Here is a 22,945-nt window from a genome sequence, read left to right as displayed (position 1 = left end):
ACGGCGGGGAGACCGTCATGTGGCAGCCTGCCTGTACGAGACCCGGGGCAAACCTGATCCTCGCGCCGAATGATCCCCCTACGACGCCGATCACCTGCACCGGCGGCCTGGCGTGGCCGCGCCGGCCCTACCGTCCTCCAACGGGTCGGCCGGTCCCGTCGACGCGTGTCGGGAGATTGCAGGGCTCGAAGAGGCTCGGGTCGTGGAAGGAGACGATCCGCGAGACGCCTGTTCGGGTGAGGGTGAGCACCTGCAGGCCGTGCGGGTGATAGAGCCCGTCGGTGCCACGGGTGTAGGTGGCGAGCGCCCGCTGGCCGTTGGCCGCCGCCGGAATCGTGCGGACCGCACCCGCACAGCCGAACACGGTGGTGGCGAGGAAGCGGGTGACCGCGTCGCGTCCGGCGAACCAGGTCAGGTGTGGCGGCATCTCCATCGTGACGTCCTCGCGCAGCACGCGTAGCAGTGCCGCGGTGTCCGCGTTCTGGAAGGCCTGTGCGTACCGGTCGAGCAGCATCCGGTCGGCCGGATCGGCCGGTTCGGTGAACATGTCCTCGGTGAGGCCGATGCGAGCCAGGTGCGCGCGGGCCCGGGCGAGCGCGCTGTTGACCGCGTCGGTAGTGGTGCCGAGCAGGTCAGCGACCTCGGAGGCGTGCCAGGCGAGCACGTCGCGCAGGATCAGCACGGCCCGCTGTGTGGCCGGAAGGTATTGCAGAGCTGCCACCAGGGCGAGTCGGACGCTGCTACGTGTGGTGACGATCGTGGCAGGGTCCATGGCCGGCAGTGCCGCGTCCGGCAGCGGGTGGACCCAAGCGACGTCTGGGCCGGCTACCGTCAGCGGCTGGTCCGGGTCGCCGGACGGACCCAGTCCGGAGGGCAGGACTCGTCGGCTGCGGTGCTTGAGTGCGGTGAGGCAGGCGCTGGTGGCGATGCGATACAGCCAGACCCGCAGCGACGATCGGCCCTCGAAACCGGCAAAGCCGCGCCAGGCCCGCAGGTAGGTTTCCTGGACGATGTCCTGGGCGTCGTCCATCGAGCCCAGCATGCGGTAGCAGTGCGCCAGAAGTTCGCGGCGGAACGGCTCGGTGAGCCGGGAGAACTCCTCGTCGTCCGTCCTCGCGTAAGGCTCCTGGACCAGTTCCCACGCTGCTTGCGCCATGTCCTCACTCCACCCGTCTGGGGCCTGCCCTGTCTTGATGCAGACCCGCGGCACCCCTGGAAGTGATCGGTCCGGGGCTTCGGTGTGGCCAAGCCCACTCGCTGTCGGTGGCCGACCAGTCCGATCCATCCGCTGAGTCTTCATCCGTGACCGGCGAGCTGCCGGGCCCGCCGGGCGCTCGAACGGCGACCACTCGTCCTCGATCCGCCTTTCAAACTTCAAGGCCGCGGAGGTCGTCGCCGCCGGCGTCGCGCCCTCCACGTGGCGGTGGCCGCCGGCCGCGACGCGGCCCCCTGGCCCCGGGCCATTCGAGGCACCGACACATCGATGAGAGGACGACCATTGACTTCTGCGACGGTCCAGGACGCCGACGAGCATGCGGTACGAGCGGTGATCGACGCCGTCTCGGCCGCGTGGGCGGACAACGACGTGGCCGCGTTCGTCGCCCACTACGCCGACGACGCGACCGCGGTCCTGCCCGGGTTCGCCCTGCTGAGCAAGGCGGTGATCCGCACGGCGATGGCGGCGGCGTTCGCCGACCAGCTCAAGGGCACCCGGCGCATCCATCGCGTGCAGGGCGTGCGGTTCCTCGACAACGCCACCGCGATCGTGATCAGCCGCAGCGTCACCGTCCGAACCCACGAGAACGAGCCGCCCGCCGATCGCTGGTCGATCGCGACGTGGGTCCTGTCCGGCCGCTCCGGGCGTTGGCTCATCGAGGCCTACCACGACTGCCCTGCCGCCTGACCGCAAACAACCGACATGAACGCGGCGGGCCTGCTCAGCGGTGTCACCGCGCTCGGCCGCTACGGCAGCGCCGCGGGCATCGCCGCGACGGTGTCCCACCTAGCGGGCGACGGCGGCCGGTACGACACCGGCACCACGATCGCCGTCCACGGCAGATTCGCCGCCCAACCGTTCCGCCCCGCCCACTCCCCAGGGAGAGGCGGAACCCGAGCACCGGACAGACAACCCTTGGAGAAAGACGTGGACAAGACAGGAACGCCGGCACGCTCCACGCCGGCACAGCGGTGGGTTCTGGCCCTCAGCTCCCTCGCATCGTTCATCGTGGTGCTGGACATGCTGGTGGTGGCGACCGCGCTGCCCGCCATTCAGCGGGACCTCGGCGCGTCGCTCGAGGATCTCGAATGGACCGTCAACGCCTACACGCTCAGCTTCGCGGTCCTGCTGATGACCGGGTCGGCACTGGGCGACCGCTACGGGCGGCGCCGCCTGTTCGCGATCGGGCTGGGCCTGTTCGCCGCGGCGTCGGCCGCCTGCGCGCTGTCCACCCAGGTGGGCCCGCTGATCGCGGCGCGAGTCGTGCAGGGCGTCGGCGCGGCGATGATCATGCCGGTCGCGCTGGGCGTGCTCAACGCTGCGTTCCCGCCCGAGCGGCGCGGCTGGGCGACGGGCATCTACGGCAGCATCACCGGGCTCGCCGCGATCGCCGGTCCAGTCCTGGGTGGCGTCGTCACCCAGGACCTCGCCTGGCAGTGGATCTTCTGGCTGAACGTTCCGATCACGCTGATCGCGATTCCGCTGGTGCTCGGCCGGATTGTCGAGGCCCGCGGCTCCGGCGGTGCGCTCGACCTTCCGGGCTTGGCACTGGCCGCCGGGTCGGCGCTGGGCGTCACCTGGGCTCTGGTGCGCGGCAACGCGGCCGGATGGAGCAGCGCCGAAACCCTATCGGCGCTGGCCGGCGGGATCGTGCTCGGTGGCCTGTTCATCCTCAGGGAGCTGAAAGCCCCTACCCCGATGCTGCCGATGCGTTTGTTCCACTCGCCGGCCTTCTCCGCCGGCAACGCCGCGGTCTTCTTCACAAACGCGTCGCTGACGGGCGCGATCTTCTTCACCGCCCAGTTCCAGCAGCTCACACTCGGCCACGGCGCAGTGCAAGCCGGCCTGCGGCTGCTGCCGTGGGGCATCGCGCCGTTCCTCATCGCGCCACGGGCGGGCGCGCTCACGGATCGAATCGGCGAACGGGCGCTGGTCATCGCCGGCACGCTCCTGCTCGGGGTCGGCATGGGATGGATCGCGCTGATCTCCGAGCCCGGCATCGGGTACGCCACGACCGCCGTGGCGATGACCGTCGGCGGCATCGGGTTCTCGCTGGCCCTTCCCGCCCTCACCAAATCGGTCGTCAGCCGCGTCGCGCCGCAGGACATCGGCCGGGCATCGGGCACCTTCAGCACCCTCCGCCAGCTCGGCGGCGCGTTCGGGGTCGCCCTCACCGGCGCCGTCTTCGCCACGACCGGCGGCTACGCCACCGCTCGCGTGTTCAGCGACGGCTACGTCCCGGCGATGAGCGTCTGCGCCGCGCTCGCCTTCGCGGCCACCGCCGCCGGCATCGTGCTACCGCGACACCGCCGCCTCGCGCCGGCCACGGTCGCCGGGCATGCCGCGCCCGTCGAATCCAAGGCCGGATGATCAGACGAGCAAGATGATTCCTCGCGCCACTCCCCCTCCGCCGACTTGTTGCGGACTAGGCCCGGAGCCAACGGTGCACGTAGGACCGAAGGCCGGCAAGGTCGGTGCCGCCCGCGCGGTAGCCGACATGCCCGTCGGGCCGGACCAGGTAGCTGGCGTGGTGGCCCGGACCGACCCCGAGTCGGCGCAGCACCTCCGCGCCGGCTCCCGGCGCCAGCGAGTGGGTGGTGAGCCGGCCGGTACGGCCCTGGCTCAGCTCGTCGATCTCGTGGGCGGGCCAGCCCTCGGTTGGGCCGCAGAGCAGCAGGTGCCAGCCGGGGGTGGCGGTGAGCCGGTGCAGCGAACCGCCGTCGGCCAGCGGGGCGTCGGGCAGCCGGTCCCCGGCTCGCGGACCGGTCCGCGTCGCGTGTGGGCCCTCGGTGGACAGCGGGCTGCGCCGGTAGCGGATACCGAGCTGGGCGACCGTGCGGAACGCGGTGGCCCGCACGAACCGCGGCGCGAGCACCGCCGGCAGCAGGGCGGGCGCGATCCGGGTACGGGCGAAGCGGACCATGGGGTTGGTGGTGGTGGCGACGGTGAAGGCCCGGTCGCTGAACCGGAGCACCATCCGGCCGACCGGTGCCCGCTCCGCGTGGTAGCTGTCCAGCAGGGCCGGGTCGGCGTCGGTGTGCAGGGCCTGGGCGAGTTTCCAGCCGAGGTTCACGGCGTCCTGGATGCCGGTGTTCATGCCCTGCGCGCCGGCCGGGCTGTGTATGTGCGCGGCGTCGCCGGCCAGGAACACCGGTCCGGCCCGGTAGGCGCTGGCGGCCCGGTGGTGCAACCGGAAGTTCGTCGCCCACACCGGGTCGTGCAGCCGGAGCGCGCCGCCCGCGTACGCGTCGGCCAGCGCCTGCAGTTCGGTGAGGTGGACCGGCGCGGTCGGCGGGGTCGAGTCGCCGACGGGCCGCATGGCCACCATCCGCCAGCTGGCCGGGTGCCCGAGGGGGAAGAGGAACAGCAGCCCTCGCCCGGCGAGGAAGGCGTGTGCCGCGCCCGGTTCGACGCCGTCGACCTCCAGGTCGGCCAACACGAAGGTCTGCGGGTACGCGCCACCCTCGAAGCCGATCCCGGCGAACTGCCGCACAGCGCTGTGCGCGCCGTCGCAGCCCACCACGTATCGGGCCGACATCCGCTCGACGCGGCCGTCGCGGTCGCGCAGCGTCGCGACGGCCGCCCGATCGGTACGGTCCAGGCCGACCAGTTCGACGCCGCGCTCGATGCTCACCCCGAGGGCCGCGAGGCGCTCGCCGAGCAACCGCTCGGTCTCCGCCTGCGACAGGAACAGCAGATGCGGGTACGCGGTATCGGGCAGGCCCAGGTCGAACAGCGGCACCGACCGCTGCCGCCGCCCCGCGTGCAGGGTCAACCGGACCGCCGGGTTCCCGGCCGCCACCATCTCGTCGGCCAACCCGGAACCGGCGAGAACCTCCAGTGTGCGGGGCTGGACCGCCAGCGCCCGCGATTCGTGCACCCGGTCGAGAGCCCGGTCGACCACACGCACCCGCACCCCGTGCCCGGCGAGCTGACCGGCCATGGTGAGGCCGGTCGGCCCCGCGCCGACCACCAGCACCTCCATCTCCGAGCCCATAGCGCCCGTCATCGGCAGCCCCCTGGTTCGCGGTGAGGATCGCACCTCCCAGTCAAGGTCACGGTAGCGCCCGGCGTGCCGACGTGGTGCCCGCGGCGAACCTCAGCTGCGCGGATCTGGGCTGCTGATGATCAACGCGGGGTAGCCAGGCTCCTGGGGCGGTCGGCCGGGCTTGTCGTCGTGGCCGCCTCAGTCGGTTCTGCTCCGCCTCTCGAACTCAGAGCAGGCCGCGCTGGACCGCGCGGACACCGGCCTGGAACCGGCCGGTGGCGTCGAGCTCGTCGAGCAGCGCGGCGATCCGGCGGCGGACCGTCCGTGGGCTCACCCCGAGGTGGCGGGCGATCGACTCGTCCTTCATCCCCGCGTTGAGCAGGTCGACGAGTTCGCTGGTGTCGGCGTCGCGCGCCACCGTGGAGCCGTGGTGGCCCGACCCGAACCGGACGGGGCTGGCGTGCGACCACAGTTGCTCGAAGATGGCCTGAAGACCGTCGGTCAGCGCCGAACGCGCCGCCACGACAGAAAGGGTCTCCGGCGCGGTCTCTTCGCCGGCGAGGAGCACCACGGCGGTCTCGCGGTCGACCACCAACAGCTTCATGGGTACCTGTGGCAGGGTCCGGGCCTCCTCGCCGATGTCGACCATCCACTGGATGCGGGCGACCAGCGCCGGTTCGTCGAGGACCTGGCTGGCGTAGAGCGCGCGGAACCGGACGCCTCGGCGCAGCAGACCGAGTTCGGCGTCGCTGATGGGCGTGCTGTTCGGGGCCACGTACGGCGGGGTGTCGATCCCGACCACCTCCGTCCTCGCCGATCCGAGCAGGTCGTGGATGCGGCTCGCGGTCGCCGCGCGCCCCTCGACCACCTCGAACAGCCGTCGCGGTTCGGTGCGCATCAGTCCGGCGGCGAACACCCGGGACAGCTCGTACGACGCGGTCTCGAGCCGGTCCAGCGCATGTCGGCGTTCCCGCACCAGCGCGGCGACACCGGCGAGGGGGTCCACCGCCTGGTAACGGCCGTCGGTCCAGGTGTCGTGGCGTACCAGGCCCAACGAGACCAGCCGGTCCAGCGCGGCGCGTACCTGCGCGGTGGAACACTCCAGCGCGTCGCCATGTGAGTCGACGTCGGCCCTGGGGTCGAGCAGGAGCCGCCGGTACACCTGTTGGTCCAGGTCGGACAGCCCGACCAGGTCCCACCCCGCCCGCTCACCGTTGTCCGTCACAGCCGCGAGCATAGGCCCTTGTGTCCGGAACGGGCACCTGGCCGAATCAGGCACCGTTGCGCGTCATCCCGCTGTTATCGTCTCGCCGCCGGTGTGTCTGGTCCACGGACCATGTGAAATCCCGCCACGTGACGACGCGTGACCTCCGTGACCCTCGGTGCCGGCACGATCGAGGAGGAGCAATCATGTCGCGTCGTCTGTTACGCGCGCTCGCGGTGACTGCCACAGTCGTCAGCACAGTGGTCACCCAGAGCCTTACCGGTGCCGTGGGCGTGGCCCAGGCGGCTCCGGTGACCACGGCATCCACAGGTTTCGCCACCACCGCGACGGGCCCTGGCGGCTCCGGCGAGTGGAGGACCGAGCGGCTGTGCACCGGGCCCGTGCGAGCGGGGTACGCACAGTGTCATTCGATCCGCCGTACCCCGCCGACGGCCTCGGCGCAACCGTCGCCGTCGACGACGTCCAGGCAGGCCAGCCCCGCCGAGACGGTCTACGGGTACGGGCCCGCCGACCTCGCCTCGGCGTACCGCCTGCCCGCCGTGGCGGGTGACGGCATCACTGTCGCGATCGTGGACGCCTTCGACGGCCCGACAGCCGAGGCCGACCTCGCGGTCTATCGGGAGCACTGGGGCCTGCCCCCGTGCACCACCGACAACGGCTGCTTCACGAAGATCGACCAGCGGGGCGGCCACGACTACCCCGTACCGGACGAATCGTGGGCCGGGGAGATCTCACTCGACCTCGACGCCGTGTCGGCGGTGTGCCCACGCTGCCACATCCTGTTGGTCGAGGCCGACAGCAACTCGGCTGACGACCTGGGCCAGGCCGTCGACCGGGCCGTCGCCAGTGGCGCGCAGGTGGTGTCGATCTCCTACGGCGGTCCTGAGGACGCCGACATGATCTCCGCCAACGAGAAGCACTACCGGCACCCCGGGGTGGCGATCGTCGCGTCCTCCGGCGACTACGGGTACGGCATGTCCTATCCCGCCTCGTCGCCGCACGTGACGGCCGTCGGCGGCACGTCGCTCACCCGTGACGACACCACGGGCCGCGGCTGGACCGAGCAGGTGTGGGACAACTACGCCGGCGCACCCGGCAGCGGATGTTCCGCGGTGGAACCGAAGCCGTTCTTCCAGGCCGACCCCGGATGCCACGGCCGCACCGTCGCCGACGTGTCCGCCCTCGCCGACCCGCTCAACGGTCTGGCCGTCTACCAGACCTTCGGCGGTTACGGCTGGGCGCAGTACGGCGGCACGAGCCTGGCGGCCCCGATCATCGCCGGCGTGTACGCCCTCGCCGGCCAGGTGCCGGCCGGCGACGCATCGAACTGGTACCCCTACGCGGCGTCGGCCGGCGGACTCAACGACATCACGGTGGGCCGGAACGGCACCTGCGACCAGCCGGCGACGTACCTCTGCACCGCCGGCGAGGGATTCGACGGCCCGACGGGCCTCGGCACCCCGAACGGTGTCTCCGCCTTCAGGGCACCCGGCCCCCACGGTCATGTCGCCGGCACCGTGACCGACGCGACCAGCCACGGGCCGGTCGCGAACGCCACCGTCACGGTGAGCGGCGGTGGTCACGCCGTCACCGCCACCACCGACGCCGCCGGGCGGTTCGACGTCACCGAACCCGTCGGCACGTTCACCGTGGCGGTCGCCGCGTTCGGCTACGCCGCCGCGACCCGTACCGCTGACGTCACCGACGGGCAGACGTCCACGGTGGATGTGTCGCTGCAGGCACAGCCGCTGGTCACGCTGTCCGGCACGGTGACCGACGGTTCCGGGCACGGCTGGCCGCTGTACGCCACGGTGTCCGCACCCGGGACGCCGTTGCCGGCCGTGCGCACCGATCCGTTCACTGGCCGCTACCACATGCGGGTGCCGGTACAGTCCGCCCTGACCCTGCGCGTGCAGGCCGAGGCGGCCGGATACCGCACCGCCGACGCGCAGGTCACCGTCGACGCCGCCGACGTCGGCCGGGACCTCGCGGTGCCCGTGGACGACGAGACCTGCGCGACCGCCGGCTACCACCACAACTACGCCGGGCTGCCCGCCGAGCCGTTCGACTCCACCGGCGTGCCGGCCGGCTGGCGGGTCGACGACGCGACCGAAGACGGCGGATGGGAGTTCGACCGGGGCCGGGTGATCCCGCGCACCAACGAGACGACGGGCAGCGGGAACTTCGCCCTCATCGACACCCAGTTCCAGGACCGCAAGGACACCACCCTCACCACACCGCCGGTCGACCTGACCGGCGTCGACCATCCCGTCGTCGGGCTGCGCACCCGCTTCGTCGGGTACCTGCCGACGCAGTCGGCCGACGTGGGCTTCTCCATCGACGGCGGCGCCACCTGGTCGACGATCTGGAAGCAGGACGGGCTGGCCATCATCAACGGGCCGCTGGCCCTGCCGATCCCGCAGGCCGCCCACCACCGCGGGGTGCTGGTGCGGTTCCACTACGAGGGGCAGTTCGCCCGCTACTGGGAACTCGACGACGTGTACGTCGGCGAGCGCACCTGTGACCCGGTGGCCGGCGGGATCGTCGCCGGACGAGTCCTCGACGCGAACACCGGCGACGGCGTCGACGGGGCCACCGTCACAGCGCTCGCCCACCCGGACGCGCAGACCAGGTCGGTGGCCACGCCCGACGACGACAGCATCGGCGACGGCTACTTCGCCCTGTTCGCGCCCGGCGACGGTGACCAGGGATTCACCGCGTCGGCGCGCAACCGGATCAGCCTCACCCGATCGGTGCACGTCGCAGCCGACGCCGTCACCAGGGCCGACTTCTCGCTGGCCGCCGCAGCGCTGACCATCAGCCCCGCGACCGTGACGCGTAGCGTGCGGCTCGGCAAGAGCGCGCAGGCGACGTTCACCGTCACGAACTCCGGGTCAGCGCCGGCGCACGTCTCCCTCGTGGAACAGCCCGGCGGCTTCAGCCCGGCCGGCGGACCGGCCGCCGCCGCGGCGGTTCCCGCGCGCCGTGTCCCCGGCGGCGGCGCCGCCGGCGGCCGGCGCGCCCCGGCCGGGCAGTGGGCAGCCGCCTTGCCGACCGTCACCTCCCCGACGACCGCCTCGGCGGCGTCGGACGCTCCGGCCTGGACGCCGCTGGCCGACTACCCGGGCGGCCCGATCATGGACCACGCCATGGCCCGCGGCGACGACGGCAAGGTCTACGTCGTCGGTGGCACGCCCGACGGGTACGGGCCCACGGCGAGGGGGTACGTCTACGACCCGGTCCGGCTGCTGTGGTCGGCACTGCCGAAGCTGCCGGTGCCCGTGCAGCGACCGGCGGCGGCGTTCCTCTCCGGCTGGCTCGTCGTCGTCGGCGGCTGGGGCCCGCTGGACGCGGTCACCGAGGTGCAGATCTACGACCCGGCGACAGGCGTGTGGACGCGCGGCGCGCCGCTGCCCGCACCGCGCGCCGCGGCCGGCAGTGCCGTACTCGACGGCCTGCTGTACGTCGTGTCCGGTTGCACCGTGGGCGACTGCCTGCCCGCCACCACCACCGTCTTCGCCTACGACCCGGTACGCGACCGGTGGAGCCAGCGGGCGGACTACCCGGCGAGGGAGGCGTTCATGTCCTGCGGCGGACTGGCCGGACGGGTCGTCTGCGCCGGGGGTCTCGACCTCGAAACCGGCGACGGGTCGGCCGCCGCCTACTCGTACGAGCCGCGCACGGACGCGTGGAGTCGCGTCGCGGACCTGCCGACCGGTTGGTGGGGCGCGGCGTCGACGGTCGCCAACGGGCAGCTGTTGATGAGCGGCGGCGTTGCCGGTGGCACGGGCCCGACGTCGGCCATCACCAACGAGGGGCACGCGTACGACCCGGTGGCGGCCGGCTGGCACGCCCTGCCGAACGCGCCCGCGCCGTTCTACCGCGGCGCTGCCGCGTGTGGCATCTACCGGGTCGGCGGGGCACGGCAACATTTCGAGGCCACGGCGAGCACCCAGGAACTGCCGGGATACGACATCTGCGGGCCGTCCGGCGACGTGCCGTGGCTCTCCGCGAGCAGCAGCGCCTTTACTCTTGACGCTGGAAAGAGCAGGACCGTGACGCTCACGCTGGACGCCGGCGACGCGTCAACCGTGGACCAGCCGGGGGACTACACGGCCGCGCTGGCGGTCCGGGTCGACGGCCCCGCGCAGCCCGCACCACTACAGGTCACGATGCACGTCGATCCGCCGAAGAGTTGGGGCCGGCTGAGCGGCACGGTCAGCGGGGCAGGGTGCACCGGTCCGGCCGCGCCGCTGTCGCGCGCCACCGTCACGCTCCGGACGAAACACTCCACTACCACCTTGTGGACCGACGACGCCGGCCACTGGTCGGTCTGGGCCGACCAGCGGGACAGCCCGATCACGCTGGTCTTCTCGAAGGACGGATTCAACAGTCTGACGAGGACGGTCAAGGTGCGGTCCGGTGGCACGGTCAACACCGAGGTCGTCCTGCAGCCAGCCGGCTGCTGAGCCCGAGAGTACGGGCCGGCCAACGCTTCGGCGGGGGCCGGCCCGTACCCGTTGGGGGCGCCCGGGAGCCCGCGGGCCTCAGCCAAGCCCTCCGAGACCGGAACCTGGCGGCGGGCCCGGCGCCGGCGCGCAGCAAGATCGCTTGCCCTGCTCGTGGGTCATCCTCACGTTCACCCGACCGGCCGCGTGGTTCACGCACTGACCTCTAACATCGGGTAAAACCGGCATTGCGGGCGCACGCTGCTGCTGCGCCCTCTCGCAACATCTCGTCGGTTCCGCGGCACCGGCCCCGGCCGGCACGCCGCCCGTAACGAGTCGGAAGGACACCGGCATGAGCTACATCAACGCCAAGGACGGCACCGAGATCTATTACAAGGACTGGGGTGCCGGCCCGGCTGTCACCTTCTCCCACGGCTGGCCGCTGAACGCGGATGCGTGGGACGGGCAGATGCTCTTCCTGGTGCAGAACGGTTTCCGGGTCGTCGCGCACGACCGCCGTGGTCACGGCCGGTCGAGCCAGGCCTCCAGCGGCAACGACATGAACGGCTACGCCGACGACCTCGCGGCGGTCATCGAGGCCCTCGACCTCACCGACGCCACACTGATCGGGCACTCGACCGGCGGTGGAGAGGTGGCGCGCTACATCGGCCGCCACGGAACGGGACGGGTCGCCAAAGCCGTTCTCATCTCCGCCGTGCCGCCGATCATGGTGCAGACGCCGGACAACCCCGAGGGCCTGCCCATCGCCGTCTTCGACGAGATGCGCGCCAACCTGATGAAGGACCGATCGCAGTTCTACCAGGACCTGGCGCAGATGTTCTACGGTGCCAACCGGCAGGGGGCGAGGGTCTCGAAGGGGATCCTCGACCAGTTCTGGCTGTGGAGCATGCAGGCCGGCCTGTTGAACGCGTACGAGAGCATCAAGGCCTTCTCCGAGACGGACTTCCGCGACGATCTCGCCAAGTTCGACATCCCCACGCTGGTGATGCACGGCGAGGACGACCAGATCGTCCCGGTCAAGGACTCGGCGAAGAAGACCGCCCAGCTCATCGCGAACGCGAAGGACATCTACTACCCGGGCGCGCCGCACGGCATCACGTCCACGCTCCAGGACCAGGTCAACAACGATCTGCTCGCGTTCCTGAGGAGTTGACCCGAGGCGATATCGCCGCCGGCTCCCGAGCCGGCCTCTGCTACTCCCCCGACGACTCGCTCACAAGACGAAGATGTCAGGCGATCGCCGTCGAGCGGCTGATCTCTTCCCAGGCCGCCACCTCGGCCAGCAGTGCCTCGTGGTGCTCGCGCAGCCCGTCCACCGCGTCACCACCGAGCAGGAGCCGCAACGGCAGGCGGTCACTGTCCAGCACCTTCAGGATCGCCGCCGCACCCTTCACCGGGTCGTTCGGCTCCACGCCCGACAACTCGTGGGTCAAGCGGCGGGTCGCCCCGGCCGTGTCCTGGTACGCCGCCGTCTGCTCGGTGACGTACTTGTTGTTGTTGAACTCGGTACGGAACGCGCCCGGTTCCACGATCAGCACCCGTACGCCCAGCGGCGCCAGCTCCGTCGCCAGCGTCTCGGACAGCCCTTCGAGGGCCCACTTGGCGGCGTGGTAGGCCCCGAATCCCGGGTACGTCTTCTGTCCACCCAGCGAGCTCATCTGCACGATGGTCCCGCTGCCCTGCTCGCGCATCAGCGGCAGGACCGCCTTGGTGACCTCGGCCGCGCCAAAGAAGACCACCTCCATCTGCTGGCGCAGTTCCGCCATGGTGACCTCCTCCACCGCGCCGAGGACCAACGAACCGGCGTTGTTGACCAGGACGTCGATCCGGCCGTAGGCAGCCAGCGTGGCCTGTACCGCGGCGTCAATCGAGACCGGATCGGTGACGTCCAGCGCCGTCGTGCCGATCCCGTCCTGCTCCGCCAGGTCGGCCAGGGCCTCCGGCCGGCGAGCAGTGGCCATTACCCGGTCGCCGGCGGCCACCGCCGCCAGCGCCAGTTCCCGGCCGAAGCCGGAGGAACAGCCGGTGATCAACCAGACCCGGCCCTGCGTGTTGTCCTGCATCTTTCGGCTCCCGTTACGTGTCGTCGTGAACAGGAACAATGCTGCTGGCGGGCATCTGGCGCGACCAACACCGGTTACCTGCCACGGCGGTAGTCTCGGCCTGTGACCCCCGATCTTCGGCAGCTCCGGTACTTCGTCGCCGTTGCCGAGGAGTCGAGCTTCACCCGGGCCGCCAACCGGCTGATGATCACGCAACAGTCGCTCTCCCAGCAGATCAACGCGCTGGAACGGATCCTCCGCGCGAAACTGTTCGACCGGGACAGCCGGGGTACCAGACTCACCGAAACCGGCGCACTGTTCCTGCCCGAGGCACGCGCAGTGCTGGACCGCGCCGACGAGGCCGTCGCCGTGGTCCAGCGGGCCGTGCGTGGCGAGACGGGCCGGCTCCGCGTAGCGTTCCTGGCCACCACCACGAACCACCTGCTGCCGCCGGTGGTCCGGGCCGCCCGGGAACGCCTCCCCGGCCTTGAGCTGATCACCGAGGAGACCACCATCGCCCCGCTGGTCGAAGGCGTGCTCAGCGGCCGGTACGACCTCGCGTTCACCCGACCGCCACAGGTCCCGGGCCTGGCGGCACGGACGATCGCCACCGAAAAGGTGTGCGCCGTCCTGCCCGAGGGGCATCCGCTCGCCGACCGCACCGAGCTGACCCTGTCCGAGCTGGCAGACGAGCGGTGGGTCATGACCCCGCGCAGTTCCTGGGAACCCTGGCACCAGACGTTCGAGGAAAACTTCCGCGCCGCCGGGTTCACCCCCGACATCGTCGCCCGGGACGCCAGCGTTCAAGGGCTGCTCGGCCTGGTCGCGGCCGGTGTCGGGATCACGCGGCTCGGCTGGTCGGCGCACAACCTGCGCCGTACCGGTGTGGTGTTCGTACCGTTGGCCGGGGAATTCGCCACCACCGAAATGATCTGGCTGGCCGACAACCCCTCGACCGCGCTGCGCCGCGTAACGGACGTGGTGACCGAGCTGGCCGCCACGATGGACCTCACCACCACCGGCTGAGTCCGACCGATCGACCGAACACCGGCCGGCCCGCGGGGTACCGGCACGAAACACCAAGGGGCCACAGGCTGCGGCTACCGCCGTGGCAGGTAATCAGTGTTGGCCGGTTCAGACCGGTCTGGACCAGTATCGTCGTTGCCAATACGGAACGGGATCACGTCCCGCGAAGAACGAGGAACCACCATGAGCAACCCCAACCCTTCCCCCGAGCAGGCCACCGACCGGGCAGCCCTCCGCGAACTGGTCGACGCCTACGCCCGCCTCGCGGACCGCCGCGACGCTCAGGGACAGGCCGCACTCTTCACCGCCGACGCCCGCGTCGCCGTGTACGGCGGCGAGCCCGACACGACCGAGCCGACGCAGGTCCTGATCGGTCGGGACGAACTGGCCGCGGCCTTCGGCGCGCTCCAGAACTACGACAAGACGACCCACTTCAACGGTCAGAGCACGGTCACCATCGACGGGGACCGCGCCACCGGAGAGACCTACTGCCTGGCGCACCACCTCTGGACCGAGGAGGGACAGCGCAGCCTGATGGTCATGTCGATCCGGTACTACGACACCTTCGTCCGGCAGGACGATCGGTGGTTCTTCGCCGAACGCCAGCTCATCACCGACTGGATCGATCGCCGAAACTCGACGCCCTGAGGGTCGACGGAGTCAGCACGCAGCCAGACCCGCCAGGCGTTCCCTGACTGGGCTGTCGAGCCCGGGGCGGTGCGACCCCTCGGGGCCGTTGCTACTATCATGATTGTTGACAGCGCAAATTTATCGCTGGCAACTATCGTGATGAAAGGATGCCTCCGATGGCACAGGCCAAGCTCGCCGTCATCTACTACTCCTCCACCGGCACCATCCACGCCATGGCCAAGCGGCTCGCCGAGGCCGGCGCGAAGGCCGGCGCGGAGGTGCGGCTGCGTCAGGTTGCGGAACTTGCTCCCGAGGAGGCCATCGCCTCCAACGCCGCCTGGAGCCAGCACTTCGACGCCACGAAGAACGAGCCGAAGGCGAACGCCGACGACATCGTCTGGGCCGACGCGGTGCTGTTCGGCACCCCCACGCGCTACGGCAACGTCGCCAGCCAGCTCAAGCAGTTCATCGACACCCTCGGTCCGCAGTGGGCACAGGGACTGCTGGCCAACAAGGTGTACGCCGGCTTCACCGCGTCCATGACCGCCCACGGCGGCCAGGAATCAACGCTCCTGGCGCTCTACAACACGATCCACCACTTTGGCGGCCTGGTCGTCGCCCCCGGCTACACCGACCCGCTGAAGTTCACCGACGGCAACCCGTACGGCGTCTCGCACGTCACCGGCGGAAGCAATGACGCCCCCCTGGGTGACGCCCAACTCGCCGCCCTCGACCACATGGCCGAGCGGGTCGTGAACATCGCCAGCAAGCTCAACGCCTGACGAGCCGCGCCGATTGCCCGTGGGTTGTCCGATTTCCGGTTTACCCGAAATCGGACAACCCTGCGGGTCAAGGCCTCCGGCCCGGTCCGGCCGGTGGTCGCAGCGTGACCCGCCGTACTCCGACCAGGCCACGTCCCCAAAAGGTGGCGGTGCTCCCTCTTACCGAAAGGACGTGTCATGACGACCATGCCTAAACGCTCCGAATCCACCACGCGGCGAACCGTACTGAAAGGGGCGGTGATTGCTGCTGTGCCCGCGGCGACGGGACTCCTCAGCGGAGGTCTGGCGGTTCCCGGCAGCGCGAGCGCGGCGGACACGCTGCCGGAGTACGCGCCGGTGCCCGCAGCCTCGATCGGGCCGGCGCTGAACGCCGCCGGGTACTACGTCGGCCGGATCCGGGGAAATCTCTACTGGGTGACCGACGCCTTTTACCAGGCGATGTTCCTGACCACCCCGGAAGGCGTCGTGCTCGTCGACGCACCGCCCACGATCGGACACAACCTGCTGCGGGCCATCGACGACGTCACCAAGACGAACGGGATGCCCAGCAAGGTCACGCACCTGGTCTACTCGCACTCGCACGCCGACCACATCGGCGCCTCGGCCATCCTGGGCAAGGACGTGGTGCGCATCGGGCATTCGGAGACCCGCCGACTGCTCCGCCTCGACCGGGACCCCAACAGGCCGGTGCCGACGGAGACGTTCGACCACCGATACGTTCTGAACGTGGGTGGTGAGCGGCTGGAACTCGCCCACCACGGTCCGAACCACTCGCCCGACAACATCTTCGTCTACGCACCCGCGCAGAGAACTCTCATGGTCGTGGACGTGCTCTACCCGGGATGGGTGCCGTTCAAGAACCTCGCCGTCTCCCAGGACATTCCCGCCTGGGTGAAGGCGCACGACGTGGCGATGGAGTACCCGTGGCAGACCCTGGTCGGCGGCCACCTCGGACGCCTCGGTGTCCGTGCCGACGGCGACATCCAGAAGCAGTACATGGCCGACCTCGACGCAGCGGTCCGCAACGCCTCGGCGACGCTGGACCCCACGCCCTACTTCCAGAAGTACGGACCGAGCGGCAACTCGTGGGCGATCTTCAAGACCTACCTCGACGCCGTCGCCCGCCAGGCGGCTGAGCCGGTGGTCGCCAAGTACACCGGCATCCTGGCCGCCGCCGATGTCTTCACCGTCGACAACGCCTACGCACTGCTGGAGTCCCAGCGGATCGACGGCGGACTCCTGGGCCCCTTCGGCGTCCGTTCGTAACCACCTGTTCGTGCCGAGCGGCGGACTGTTCGAGTAAGGGTGTAACGGGTCTGGCCCGGCGCCGAGCCTGGACGGCTTGGCGGGATGGACAGGCAATGACCGGGATCATCGAGTCTGCGCCGAAATCGATGGATACCCAAGACCTTGGCGTGACGATGGTCAGGGCAAGCCGTCGTAGACACCACAGCATCTCGCCACTAACGTAGTCTCCACTACAGCACAGGGGGCGAGATGACAGTCGCGAGCGTCGAATTCCACCAGCACCACCGGGACGTGACGGGAGGCTGGCTGCGGCCGGCCGTGTTCGGAATCATGGACGGCCTGGTTTCCAACGCGGCCCTGATCGCCGGCGTGGCCGGCGGCGGCGGCTCCACCCGGACGATCGTCCTCACCGGATTCGCCGGCCTGGTCGCCGGCGCCTGCTCCATGGCCAGCGGCGAATACACGTCCGTCGCGTCGCAGACCGAGCTCACCAGGGCCGAGATCGCGCGCGAGCGCCGGGAACTCGAACTGCACCCGGACGAGGAGCGCGCCGAACTGGCCGCCATCTACGTCGCCCGAGGGCTCGACGAGACCCTGGCACGGCAGGTAGCCGACCAGTTGTCCGGTGACCCCCGGCAGGTGTGGCGCGTCCACGTGCGGGAGGAGATGGGGGTGGACCCGGACGATCTGCCGTCGCCGTGGGTGGCCGCCGGATCGTCGTTCGCCGCGTTCTCGCTCGGAGCGCTGGTGCCGATGCTGCCGTTCCTGCTCGGCTTCGGAAACCTCGCCGCGGCCCTGGCGTTCACCGGCGTCGCCCTGTTCCTGGCCGGGGCCGGTGTCGCCAGGATGACGGAAGTGCCCGCGTGGTTCGGCGGGCTGCGACAGCTGGGGCTCGCCGCCGCGGCCGCCGCCGTCACGTACGGGATCGGTCACCTCATCGGCGCCAACCTCGCATGATCCGCGGCCTGCGCATCGCCGTCCTGGCCAAGCAGGTTCCCGCAGGCGGCATCGTGGCGATGACGGATGACGGCCGGGTCCGGCGGGACGGACCGGCGGAGATCAACCCGTTCTGCCGACGGGCTATCGCCCAGGGCGTGATCCTGGCCCGGGAGACCGGCGGCAGCTGCACGGTCCTGACCATGGGCCCACCGGCGGCGGGCGAGGTGCTCGCCGAGGCGATCGCCTGGGGCGCCGACCACGGGGTACTGGTCAGCGATCCGGCCCTCGCCGGGGCGGATCTGCAGGTCACCGCTGCCGCGTTGACCGCTGCGCTGCGTGCCGAGGGGCCGTTCGACGTGGTACTCGTCGGACACAGTTCGGTGGACGCCGAGACCGGGCAGCTCGGCCAACTGGTCGCCGGCCTACTGGGTTGGCCGTTCACCGGCGCGGCCCGCACCCTCCGGATGACCGGGGACGGGTTCGAGGCGGGCTGTGAGCAGGACCACCAGCTCGTCGAGGTACGGGTCCGGCCCCCCGTCGTGATCGCCGTCGCCGAGCGGCTCTGCGACCCGGCCAAGGCGCCCGGCTACCCGCCCACCGCGGTGACGACCCGGGACCTGTCCGCTCTGCCGGGAGCCCTACCCGCGGCCGCGAGTCCGACCTCGGTGGGTCCGGTCCGGCTGGTCACCCCGACCCGCTGGCGCAAGGTGCTCCGCGGCCCGGTTGAGGAACAGGCCGCCGCCGCTGTCGCGCTGCTGGGCGACGCGGGTGCCCTGCGGGCCGGTCCGAGTGCGGCCACCCGCGTGGTCTCGTCGCGTGGCGCCGCCGGGCCGATCGTCCACGTGCTGTCCGACCCGTACCACGACAGCCTTGCCGAACTCCTCGGGCTCGGCGCGCGCATCGGCGGTGAGGTGCACGCCCTGTGCGGACCCGGACCGTCCGCGACCCTCCTCGCCGGACAGGGGGCGGACATCGTGCGCCGTTGGGCCGGTTCCGCTCCGGGTCCGGCCGCCACCGCCGCCGGCCTCGCCACCCTGGGGTCCGCGGCCGTAGTGCTGGTGCCCGCGACGGCCTGGGGCCGGGAGGTGGCCGGCCGGTACGCGGCGGCGACCGGCGCCGGACTCATCGCTGACGCCATCGACGTCGGCCAGGTCGGCTCGACCGTGCGCGCGCAGGTGTGCGGGTTCAGCGGGCAGGGTCTGCTGGAGATCGTCAGCCGGACGACGCCGACCGTGGTCACGGTACGGTCCGGCGTGCTGCCGCTGCTCAGCCCGCGAGCTCACCGGTCCGCCGTGGAACGGCCGTGGCGTGTACCGGAGAGTCCGCTCGACGTCGCCGAGACGGCGCGCCGCACGCTGGACGACTGGGCCGCGCTCAGTCGCGCCGAGGTGGTGGTGGGTGTCGGTCGGGGCGTCGCCGCCGCCGACCACGCCGCGCTCGGGCCACTGCTGAAGGTGCTCGACGCGCAGCTGGCCGGCACCCGCAAGCTGACCGACGCAGGTGTGCTGCCACGCAGCCGGCAGATCGGGGCGACCGGGCGCAGCGTCCGGCCTCGGCTCTACGTCGCCATCGGACTCTCCGGCCGCCCGCACCACCTGGCCGGCGTCACCGGGTCGGGAACCATCCTGGCGATCAACCCGGATCCGGACGCGCCGGTGTTCGACGCCGCGGACGTCGGGATCGTCGCGACCTGGCAGGAGGCCGTACCCGCCCTCGTCCGTGCCCTGTCCGCCGCCTCCTGACCACCCGACCGAGCCGGCCCCCGCTGCCACGACGGAGCGGGGGCCGGTTCGGTATTCGGGTGCCTCTTGGGTTGATGGACCGGCTACCGGTGGATCAACGACCCGCCGTGGCTGGCGCCCAGTTCGCGCAGCAGGTACGGCATGATCCCGCCGTGCCGGTAGTGGAGCACCTCCCGTGGCGTGTCGAGGCGTACCCGCACGGGGAAGGAACGGTCACCGGCGTGCACGTCGACGCGCTCGGGAAACGCCCCGGCGTCGGCGCCGGCCAGCCCGGTGATGTGGAACACCTCCGTACCGGTGAGGCCGAGCGACTCGGCGGAGTCGCCGTTGAGGAACTCGAGCGGCAGGATTCCCATGCCCACCAGGTTCGACCGGTGGATCCGCTCGAACGACCGGGCCAGCACGGCCCGTACGCCCAGCAACGCGGGACCCTTGGCGGCCCAGTCGCGGGAGGACCCGGTGCCGTACTCGCGGCCCGCCAGCACCAGCTGCGGGATCCCGGCGGCCCGGTAGGTCATGGCAGCGTCATAGATGCTCACCGGCTCGGCCGACGCGGTGGGTCCGGCGGTGAGGTCCCGGGTGTAGCCGCCCTCGACACCGGACAGGAGCTGGTTGCGCAGCCGCACGTTGGCGAACGTCCCACGCATCATCACCTCGTGGTTGCCCCGGCGGGACGCGTACGTGTTGAGGTCGCCCCGGCCGACGCCGCGGTCGCGCAGGTAACGCCCGGCCGGCGTATGCGCCGGGATGGCGCCGGCCGGCGAAATGTGATCGGTGGTCACCGAGTCGCCGAGCTTGACGAGCACGCGGGCGTCGCGGATGTCTGTCACCGGCTCCAGCCGGTCGGTCATCCCGTCCAGATAGGGCGGCCGGCGCAGGTACGTGGAGTCCGGCTCCCAGTCGAACCTCTCCCCCGCACCTGCCGGCAACGCCCGCCAACGCGCGTCGCCGGCGAAGACGTCCCGGTACGCCCGGGTGAACATCTCCGGCCGCAGGGTCGACTCGATCACCTCACGCACCTCACGGGGCGCGGGCCAGATGTCCCGCAGATGGACCGGACGGCCCGCCGGGTCCAGTCCGAGCGGCTCGGTGGTCAGGTCGATGTCCATGGTCCCGGCGATCGCGTATGCCACGACCAGTGGCGGCGAGGCCAGGTAGTTCATCCGCACCTCCGGATTGATGCGGCCGTCGAAGTTCCGGTTTCCGGAGAGCACGGCGACCACGTCCACGTTCCGGTTCCGGACCGCCGACGACACCTCCGGCACCAGTGGCCCGGAGCCGCCGATGCAGGTCATGCAGCCGTACCCGGCGAGGTGGAAGCCCAGCTCGGCCAGGTACGGCATCAGGCCGGCCCGCTCGTAGTAGTCGGTGACCACCCGGGAGCCGGGTGACAGGCTGGTCTTCACCCAGGGCTTGCTGCGCAGGCCGCGCTCCACGGCGTTGCGCGCCAGCAGTCCGGCCGCCACCATCACCGCCGGGTTGGAGGTGTTGGTGCACGAGGTGATCGCCGCGATGGCGACGCTGCCGGGTCGGATCGACTCACCCCCACCCACCGGGCCCGTCACGTCCGGTCTCGCGCCGCCCGAACCACCCGTGTCCGATGCCGCGCCGGCGCCCCCGCCCGAGGAGTCCAGCGCCTCCCGGAAGGCGACGCGGGCATGCGCGAGCGGGACACGGTCCTGCGGCCGACGGGGCCCGGCGATGGACGGCACCACCGCGGACAGGCTCAGGTCGACCAGGTCGCTGTAGTCGGGCGAAACCTGCGGATCGTGCCACAGGCCCTGCTCCTTGGCGTACGCCTCGACGAGCGCCACCTGCTCCGGAGGGCGGCCGGTGAACCGCAGGTAGCGCAACGTCTCCTCGTCGATGGGGAAATAGGCGCAGGTGGAACCGAACTCGGGGCTCATGTTGGCGATGGTGAGCCGATCGGCGATCGGCAGCTCCGTCACGCCCGGTCCGAAGAACTCGACGAACGTGGCGACGACGCCGTGCCGGCGCAGGCGCTCCACGATCGTCAGCACCAGGTCGGTCGCCGTCGCTCCCTCGGGCAGTGTGCCGTGCAGCCGCACGCCGATCACCCGGGGCACGAGCATCGACAGCGACTGGCCCAGCATCGCGGCCTCCGCCTCGATCCCGCCGACACCCCAGCCGAGCACACCCAGACCGTTGATCATCGTGGTGTGCGAGTCCGTGCCCAGGCACAGGTCCGGGTACGCCCAGCCGTCCTCGACCATGACCACGCGGGCCAGGTACTCGGCGTTGATCTGGTGCATGATGCCCATGCCGGGCGGCACCAACCTGAAGTTGCGGAAGGCGGACTGCGCCCACTTGAGGAACCGGTACCGCTCGCCGTTGCGGGCGTATTCGAACTCCACGTTGCGGGTGAGCGCGTCCGGGCGCCCGAAGACGTCGGCGATGACCGAGTGGTCGACGGTCAGCTCGACCGGGATCGCGGGATTGACCCGGGCCGGGTCGAGCCCGAGGGCGGCGCTCGCGTCCCGTACGGCGGCCAGGTCGGCCACGGCGGGCACCCCGTTGGTGTCGTGCAGGAACGCCCGGGCCGGCGTGATGTCGACAGCCCGCTCGAAGGAACCGGCCGATCCCCAGTCGAGCAGCGCCTGCACCTGGTCCCCGGTGACTCGTTCGCCGTCCTCGTGACGCAGCAGGTTCTCCAGCAGGATCCGGATGCTGTAGGGCAACCGGGGCGGGGCGACGTCAGCGATGCGGTGGACGGAGTAGACGGCGTCGCCGACGGTGAGGGTGCCGGCGGTCGCGAAGCTGTCCCGGCCAGCGCTCACCCGATCACCGCTCGGGAGCGCGCCGGCACCGGTGTGGCGGAGCCGTCGGGCGTGGACCGGGCGCGACCCTTGATCGGGATGCAGAGCGGCTTGCCGCTGACCGGGTGGCTGTGCACCCGGGCCTCGATGCCGAAGACCTGGTGAAGCAGGGCCGGGGTGAGCACCTCGGCCGGTGACCCCTCGGTGACCAGTGAACCCTCCTTCATCACGAAGATGTGGTCGGCGTACTCCGCCGCCATGTTGAAGTCGTGCAGCACCATCGCCACCGTCTTGCCCTGCTCGATGTTGAGCTCGTGGAGCAGGTCGAGCACTTCCAGCTGGTATGCGACGTCCAGGAACGTGGTCGGCTCGTCCAGCAGGATCAGTTCGGTGCCCTGGGCGAGGCAGAGCGCGATCCAGGCGCGTTGGCGTTGGCCGCCGGACAGCTGGTCGACGGACTTGCGTCGCAGCCCCGCCAGGCCGGTCACCTCGATGGCCCAGTCGACCATGTCCTTGTCGTCGCTCGACGGGACCGACAGCGAGCGTCGGTGCGGGTGTCGGCCGAACCAGATGAGGTCCTCCACGGTGATCGCCTCGGGAGCGACGAGTACCTGTGGCAGCACGGCGAGCCGCCGGGCGACCTCCTTGGTGGAGTAGGCGTGGATCGTCCGGCCGTCGAGCACGACGCTTCCCTGGCGTGGCTTGAGCAGGCGGGACAGGGCGCGCAGCGCGGTCGACTTGCCACAACCGTTAGGGCCGATGAGCACGCTCACCTTGCCGTCCGGAATGGCGAGCGACAGATCTGTGGCGATCACGAGATTGTCGTACGCGAGTTGAATGGCCTCGGTATGCAGTCGCACG

At 71.1% G+C, this 22,945-nt stretch carries 16 protein-coding genes; 10 read left to right on the top strand and 6 right to left on the bottom strand.

The window, feature by feature from the left end:
* Positions 1-127 precede the first annotated feature (127 nt).
* The gene (locus AB0F68_RS21265) at positions 128-1,156 is read right to left on the bottom strand and encodes an RNA polymerase subunit sigma-70 (RefSeq protein WP_357341020.1); all 1,029 of its coding nucleotides are present in this window, start codon (positions 1,154-1,156) and stop codon (positions 128-130) included.
* 342 nt (positions 1,157-1,498) lie between these two features.
* On the opposite strand from AB0F68_RS21265, the gene AB0F68_RS21260 reads away from it, so the two are divergent.
* Both AB0F68_RS21260 and AB0F68_RS21255 read left to right on the top strand, forming a co-directional pair.
* Positions 1,499-1,903, top strand: a complete 405-nt coding sequence (locus AB0F68_RS21260) for an SgcJ/EcaC family oxidoreductase (protein ID WP_357341017.1) — start codon at positions 1,499-1,501, stop codon at positions 1,901-1,903.
* 15 nt (positions 1,904-1,918) lie between these two features.
* Positions 1,919-3,586, top strand: a complete 1,668-nt coding sequence (locus tag AB0F68_RS21255) for a DHA2 family efflux MFS transporter permease subunit (protein ID WP_357341012.1) — start codon at positions 1,919-1,921, stop codon at positions 3,584-3,586.
* 55 nt (positions 3,587-3,641) lie between these two features.
* On the opposite strand, the gene AB0F68_RS21250 is transcribed toward AB0F68_RS21255, so the two are convergent.
* Positions 3,642-5,225 (bottom strand): FAD-dependent monooxygenase, encoded by a 1,584-nt coding sequence (locus AB0F68_RS21250; protein ID WP_357341009.1) that lies wholly within the window; start codon positions 5,223-5,225, stop codon positions 3,642-3,644.
* Between the two features lie 205 nt (positions 5,226-5,430).
* Positions 5,431-6,429 carry a hypothetical protein gene (locus AB0F68_RS21245; protein WP_357341006.1) on the bottom strand — a complete coding sequence of 333 codons (999 nt, stop codon included), beginning with the start codon at positions 6,427-6,429 and terminating at the stop codon, positions 5,431-5,433.
* A gap of 380 nt (positions 6,430-6,809) precedes the next feature.
* Here AB0F68_RS21245 and AB0F68_RS21240 point away from each other — a divergent pair, with 380 nt between their 5' ends.
* Entirely contained in the window at positions 6,810-10,898 is a 4,089-nt protein-coding gene (locus tag AB0F68_RS21240; RefSeq protein WP_357341003.1) for a carboxypeptidase regulatory-like domain-containing protein, read from the top strand.
* A gap of 331 nt (positions 10,899-11,229) precedes the next feature.
* Entirely contained in the window at positions 11,230-12,051 is an 822-nt protein-coding gene (locus AB0F68_RS21235; protein WP_357341000.1) for an alpha/beta hydrolase, read from the top strand.
* A gap of 76 nt (positions 12,052-12,127) precedes the next feature.
* Here the strand turns inward: AB0F68_RS21235 and AB0F68_RS21230 are convergent, their stop codons facing one another.
* A complete protein-coding gene (locus AB0F68_RS21230) occupies positions 12,128-12,961 on the bottom strand; it encodes an oxidoreductase (RefSeq protein ID WP_357340997.1) in 834 nt (277 codons plus the stop codon).
* A 102-nt stretch (positions 12,962-13,063) separates the two neighbouring features.
* Between AB0F68_RS21230 and AB0F68_RS21225 the strand changes: the two genes are divergently transcribed.
* The 6 genes from AB0F68_RS21225 to AB0F68_RS21200 all read left to right on the top strand — a co-directional run bounded on the left by AB0F68_RS21225 (position 13,064) and on the right by AB0F68_RS21200 (position 19,307).
* Entirely contained in the window at positions 13,064-13,966 is a 903-nt protein-coding gene (locus AB0F68_RS21225; RefSeq protein ID WP_357340994.1) for a LysR family transcriptional regulator, read from the top strand.
* A gap of 183 nt (positions 13,967-14,149) precedes the next feature.
* Positions 14,150-14,614: a nuclear transport factor 2 family protein gene (locus tag AB0F68_RS21220; protein ID WP_357340991.1), complete on the top strand. Its 465-nt coding sequence runs from the start codon at positions 14,150-14,152 to the stop codon at positions 14,612-14,614.
* Positions 14,615-14,772: 158 nt separating this feature from the next.
* The gene (gene wrbA, locus AB0F68_RS21215) at positions 14,773-15,378 is read left to right on the top strand and encodes an NAD(P)H:quinone oxidoreductase (RefSeq protein WP_357340988.1); all 606 of its coding nucleotides are present in this window, start codon (positions 14,773-14,775) and stop codon (positions 15,376-15,378) included.
* Between the two features lie 249 nt (positions 15,379-15,627).
* Entirely contained in the window at positions 15,628-16,644 is a 1,017-nt protein-coding gene (locus AB0F68_RS21210; protein WP_357340984.1) for an MBL fold metallo-hydrolase, read from the top strand.
* A gap of 231 nt (positions 16,645-16,875) precedes the next feature.
* Complete coding sequence (locus AB0F68_RS21205) at positions 16,876-17,583, top strand: VIT1/CCC1 transporter family protein (RefSeq protein WP_357340982.1); 708 nt, start codon at positions 16,876-16,878, stop codon at positions 17,581-17,583.
* Positions 17,580-19,307, top strand: a complete 1,728-nt coding sequence (locus AB0F68_RS21200; protein ID WP_357340979.1) for an FAD-binding protein — start codon at positions 17,580-17,582, stop codon at positions 19,305-19,307. Before AB0F68_RS21205 ends, AB0F68_RS21200 begins: the two co-directional genes overlap by 4 nt.
* A gap of 83 nt (positions 19,308-19,390) precedes the next feature.
* Here AB0F68_RS21200 and acnA read toward each other — a convergent pair whose 3' ends face one another.
* Both acnA and AB0F68_RS21190 read right to left on the bottom strand, forming a co-directional pair.
* Positions 19,391-22,105, bottom strand: coding sequence for an aconitate hydratase AcnA (acnA, locus tag AB0F68_RS21195; protein WP_357340973.1), 2,715 nt, complete (start codon positions 22,103-22,105; stop codon positions 19,391-19,393).
* Positions 22,102-22,944, bottom strand: a complete 843-nt coding sequence (locus AB0F68_RS21190) for an ABC transporter ATP-binding protein (protein WP_357340967.1) — start codon at positions 22,942-22,944, stop codon at positions 22,102-22,104. Before AB0F68_RS21190 ends, acnA begins: the two co-directional genes overlap by 4 nt.
* Position 22,945: the final 1 nt, after the last annotated feature.

It is taken from the genome of Micromonospora sp. NPDC023966, from assembly GCF_040639095.1.
Classification (GTDB): Bacteria; Actinomycetota; Actinomycetes; order Mycobacteriales; family Micromonosporaceae; genus Micromonospora.
The sequence above is the reverse complement of the archived record's forward strand: the minus strand, read 5'-3'. Positions and strand labels throughout refer to the sequence as shown.

Bases quoted from the DNA above. Each gene is read 5' to 3' on its own strand.
- wrbA (WP_357340988.1), top strand. From the start codon at position 14,773: ATGGCACAGGCCAAGCTCGCCGTCATCTACTACTCCTCCACCGGCACC.
- AB0F68_RS21205 (WP_357340982.1), top strand. From the start codon at position 16,876: ATGACAGTCGCGAGCGTCGAATTCCACCAGCACCACCGGGACGTGACG.
- AB0F68_RS21265 (WP_357341020.1), bottom strand. From the start codon at position 1,156: ATGGCGCAAGCAGCGTGGGAACTGGTCCAGGAGCCTTACGCGAGGACG.
- AB0F68_RS21220 (WP_357340991.1), top strand. From the start codon at position 14,150: ATGAGCAACCCCAACCCTTCCCCCGAGCAGGCCACCGACCGGGCAGCC.
- AB0F68_RS21200 (WP_357340979.1), top strand. From the start codon at position 17,580: ATGATCCGCGGCCTGCGCATCGCCGTCCTGGCCAAGCAGGTTCCCGCA.
- AB0F68_RS21250 (WP_357341009.1), bottom strand. From the start codon at position 5,225: ATGACGGGCGCTATGGGCTCGGAGATGGAGGTGCTGGTGGTCGGCGCG.
- AB0F68_RS21255 (WP_357341012.1), top strand. From the start codon at position 1,919: ATGAACGCGGCGGGCCTGCTCAGCGGTGTCACCGCGCTCGGCCGCTAC.
- AB0F68_RS21235 (WP_357341000.1), top strand. From the start codon at position 11,230: ATGAGCTACATCAACGCCAAGGACGGCACCGAGATCTATTACAAGGAC.
- AB0F68_RS21230 (WP_357340997.1), bottom strand. From the start codon at position 12,961: ATGCAGGACAACACGCAGGGCCGGGTCTGGTTGATCACCGGCTGTTCC.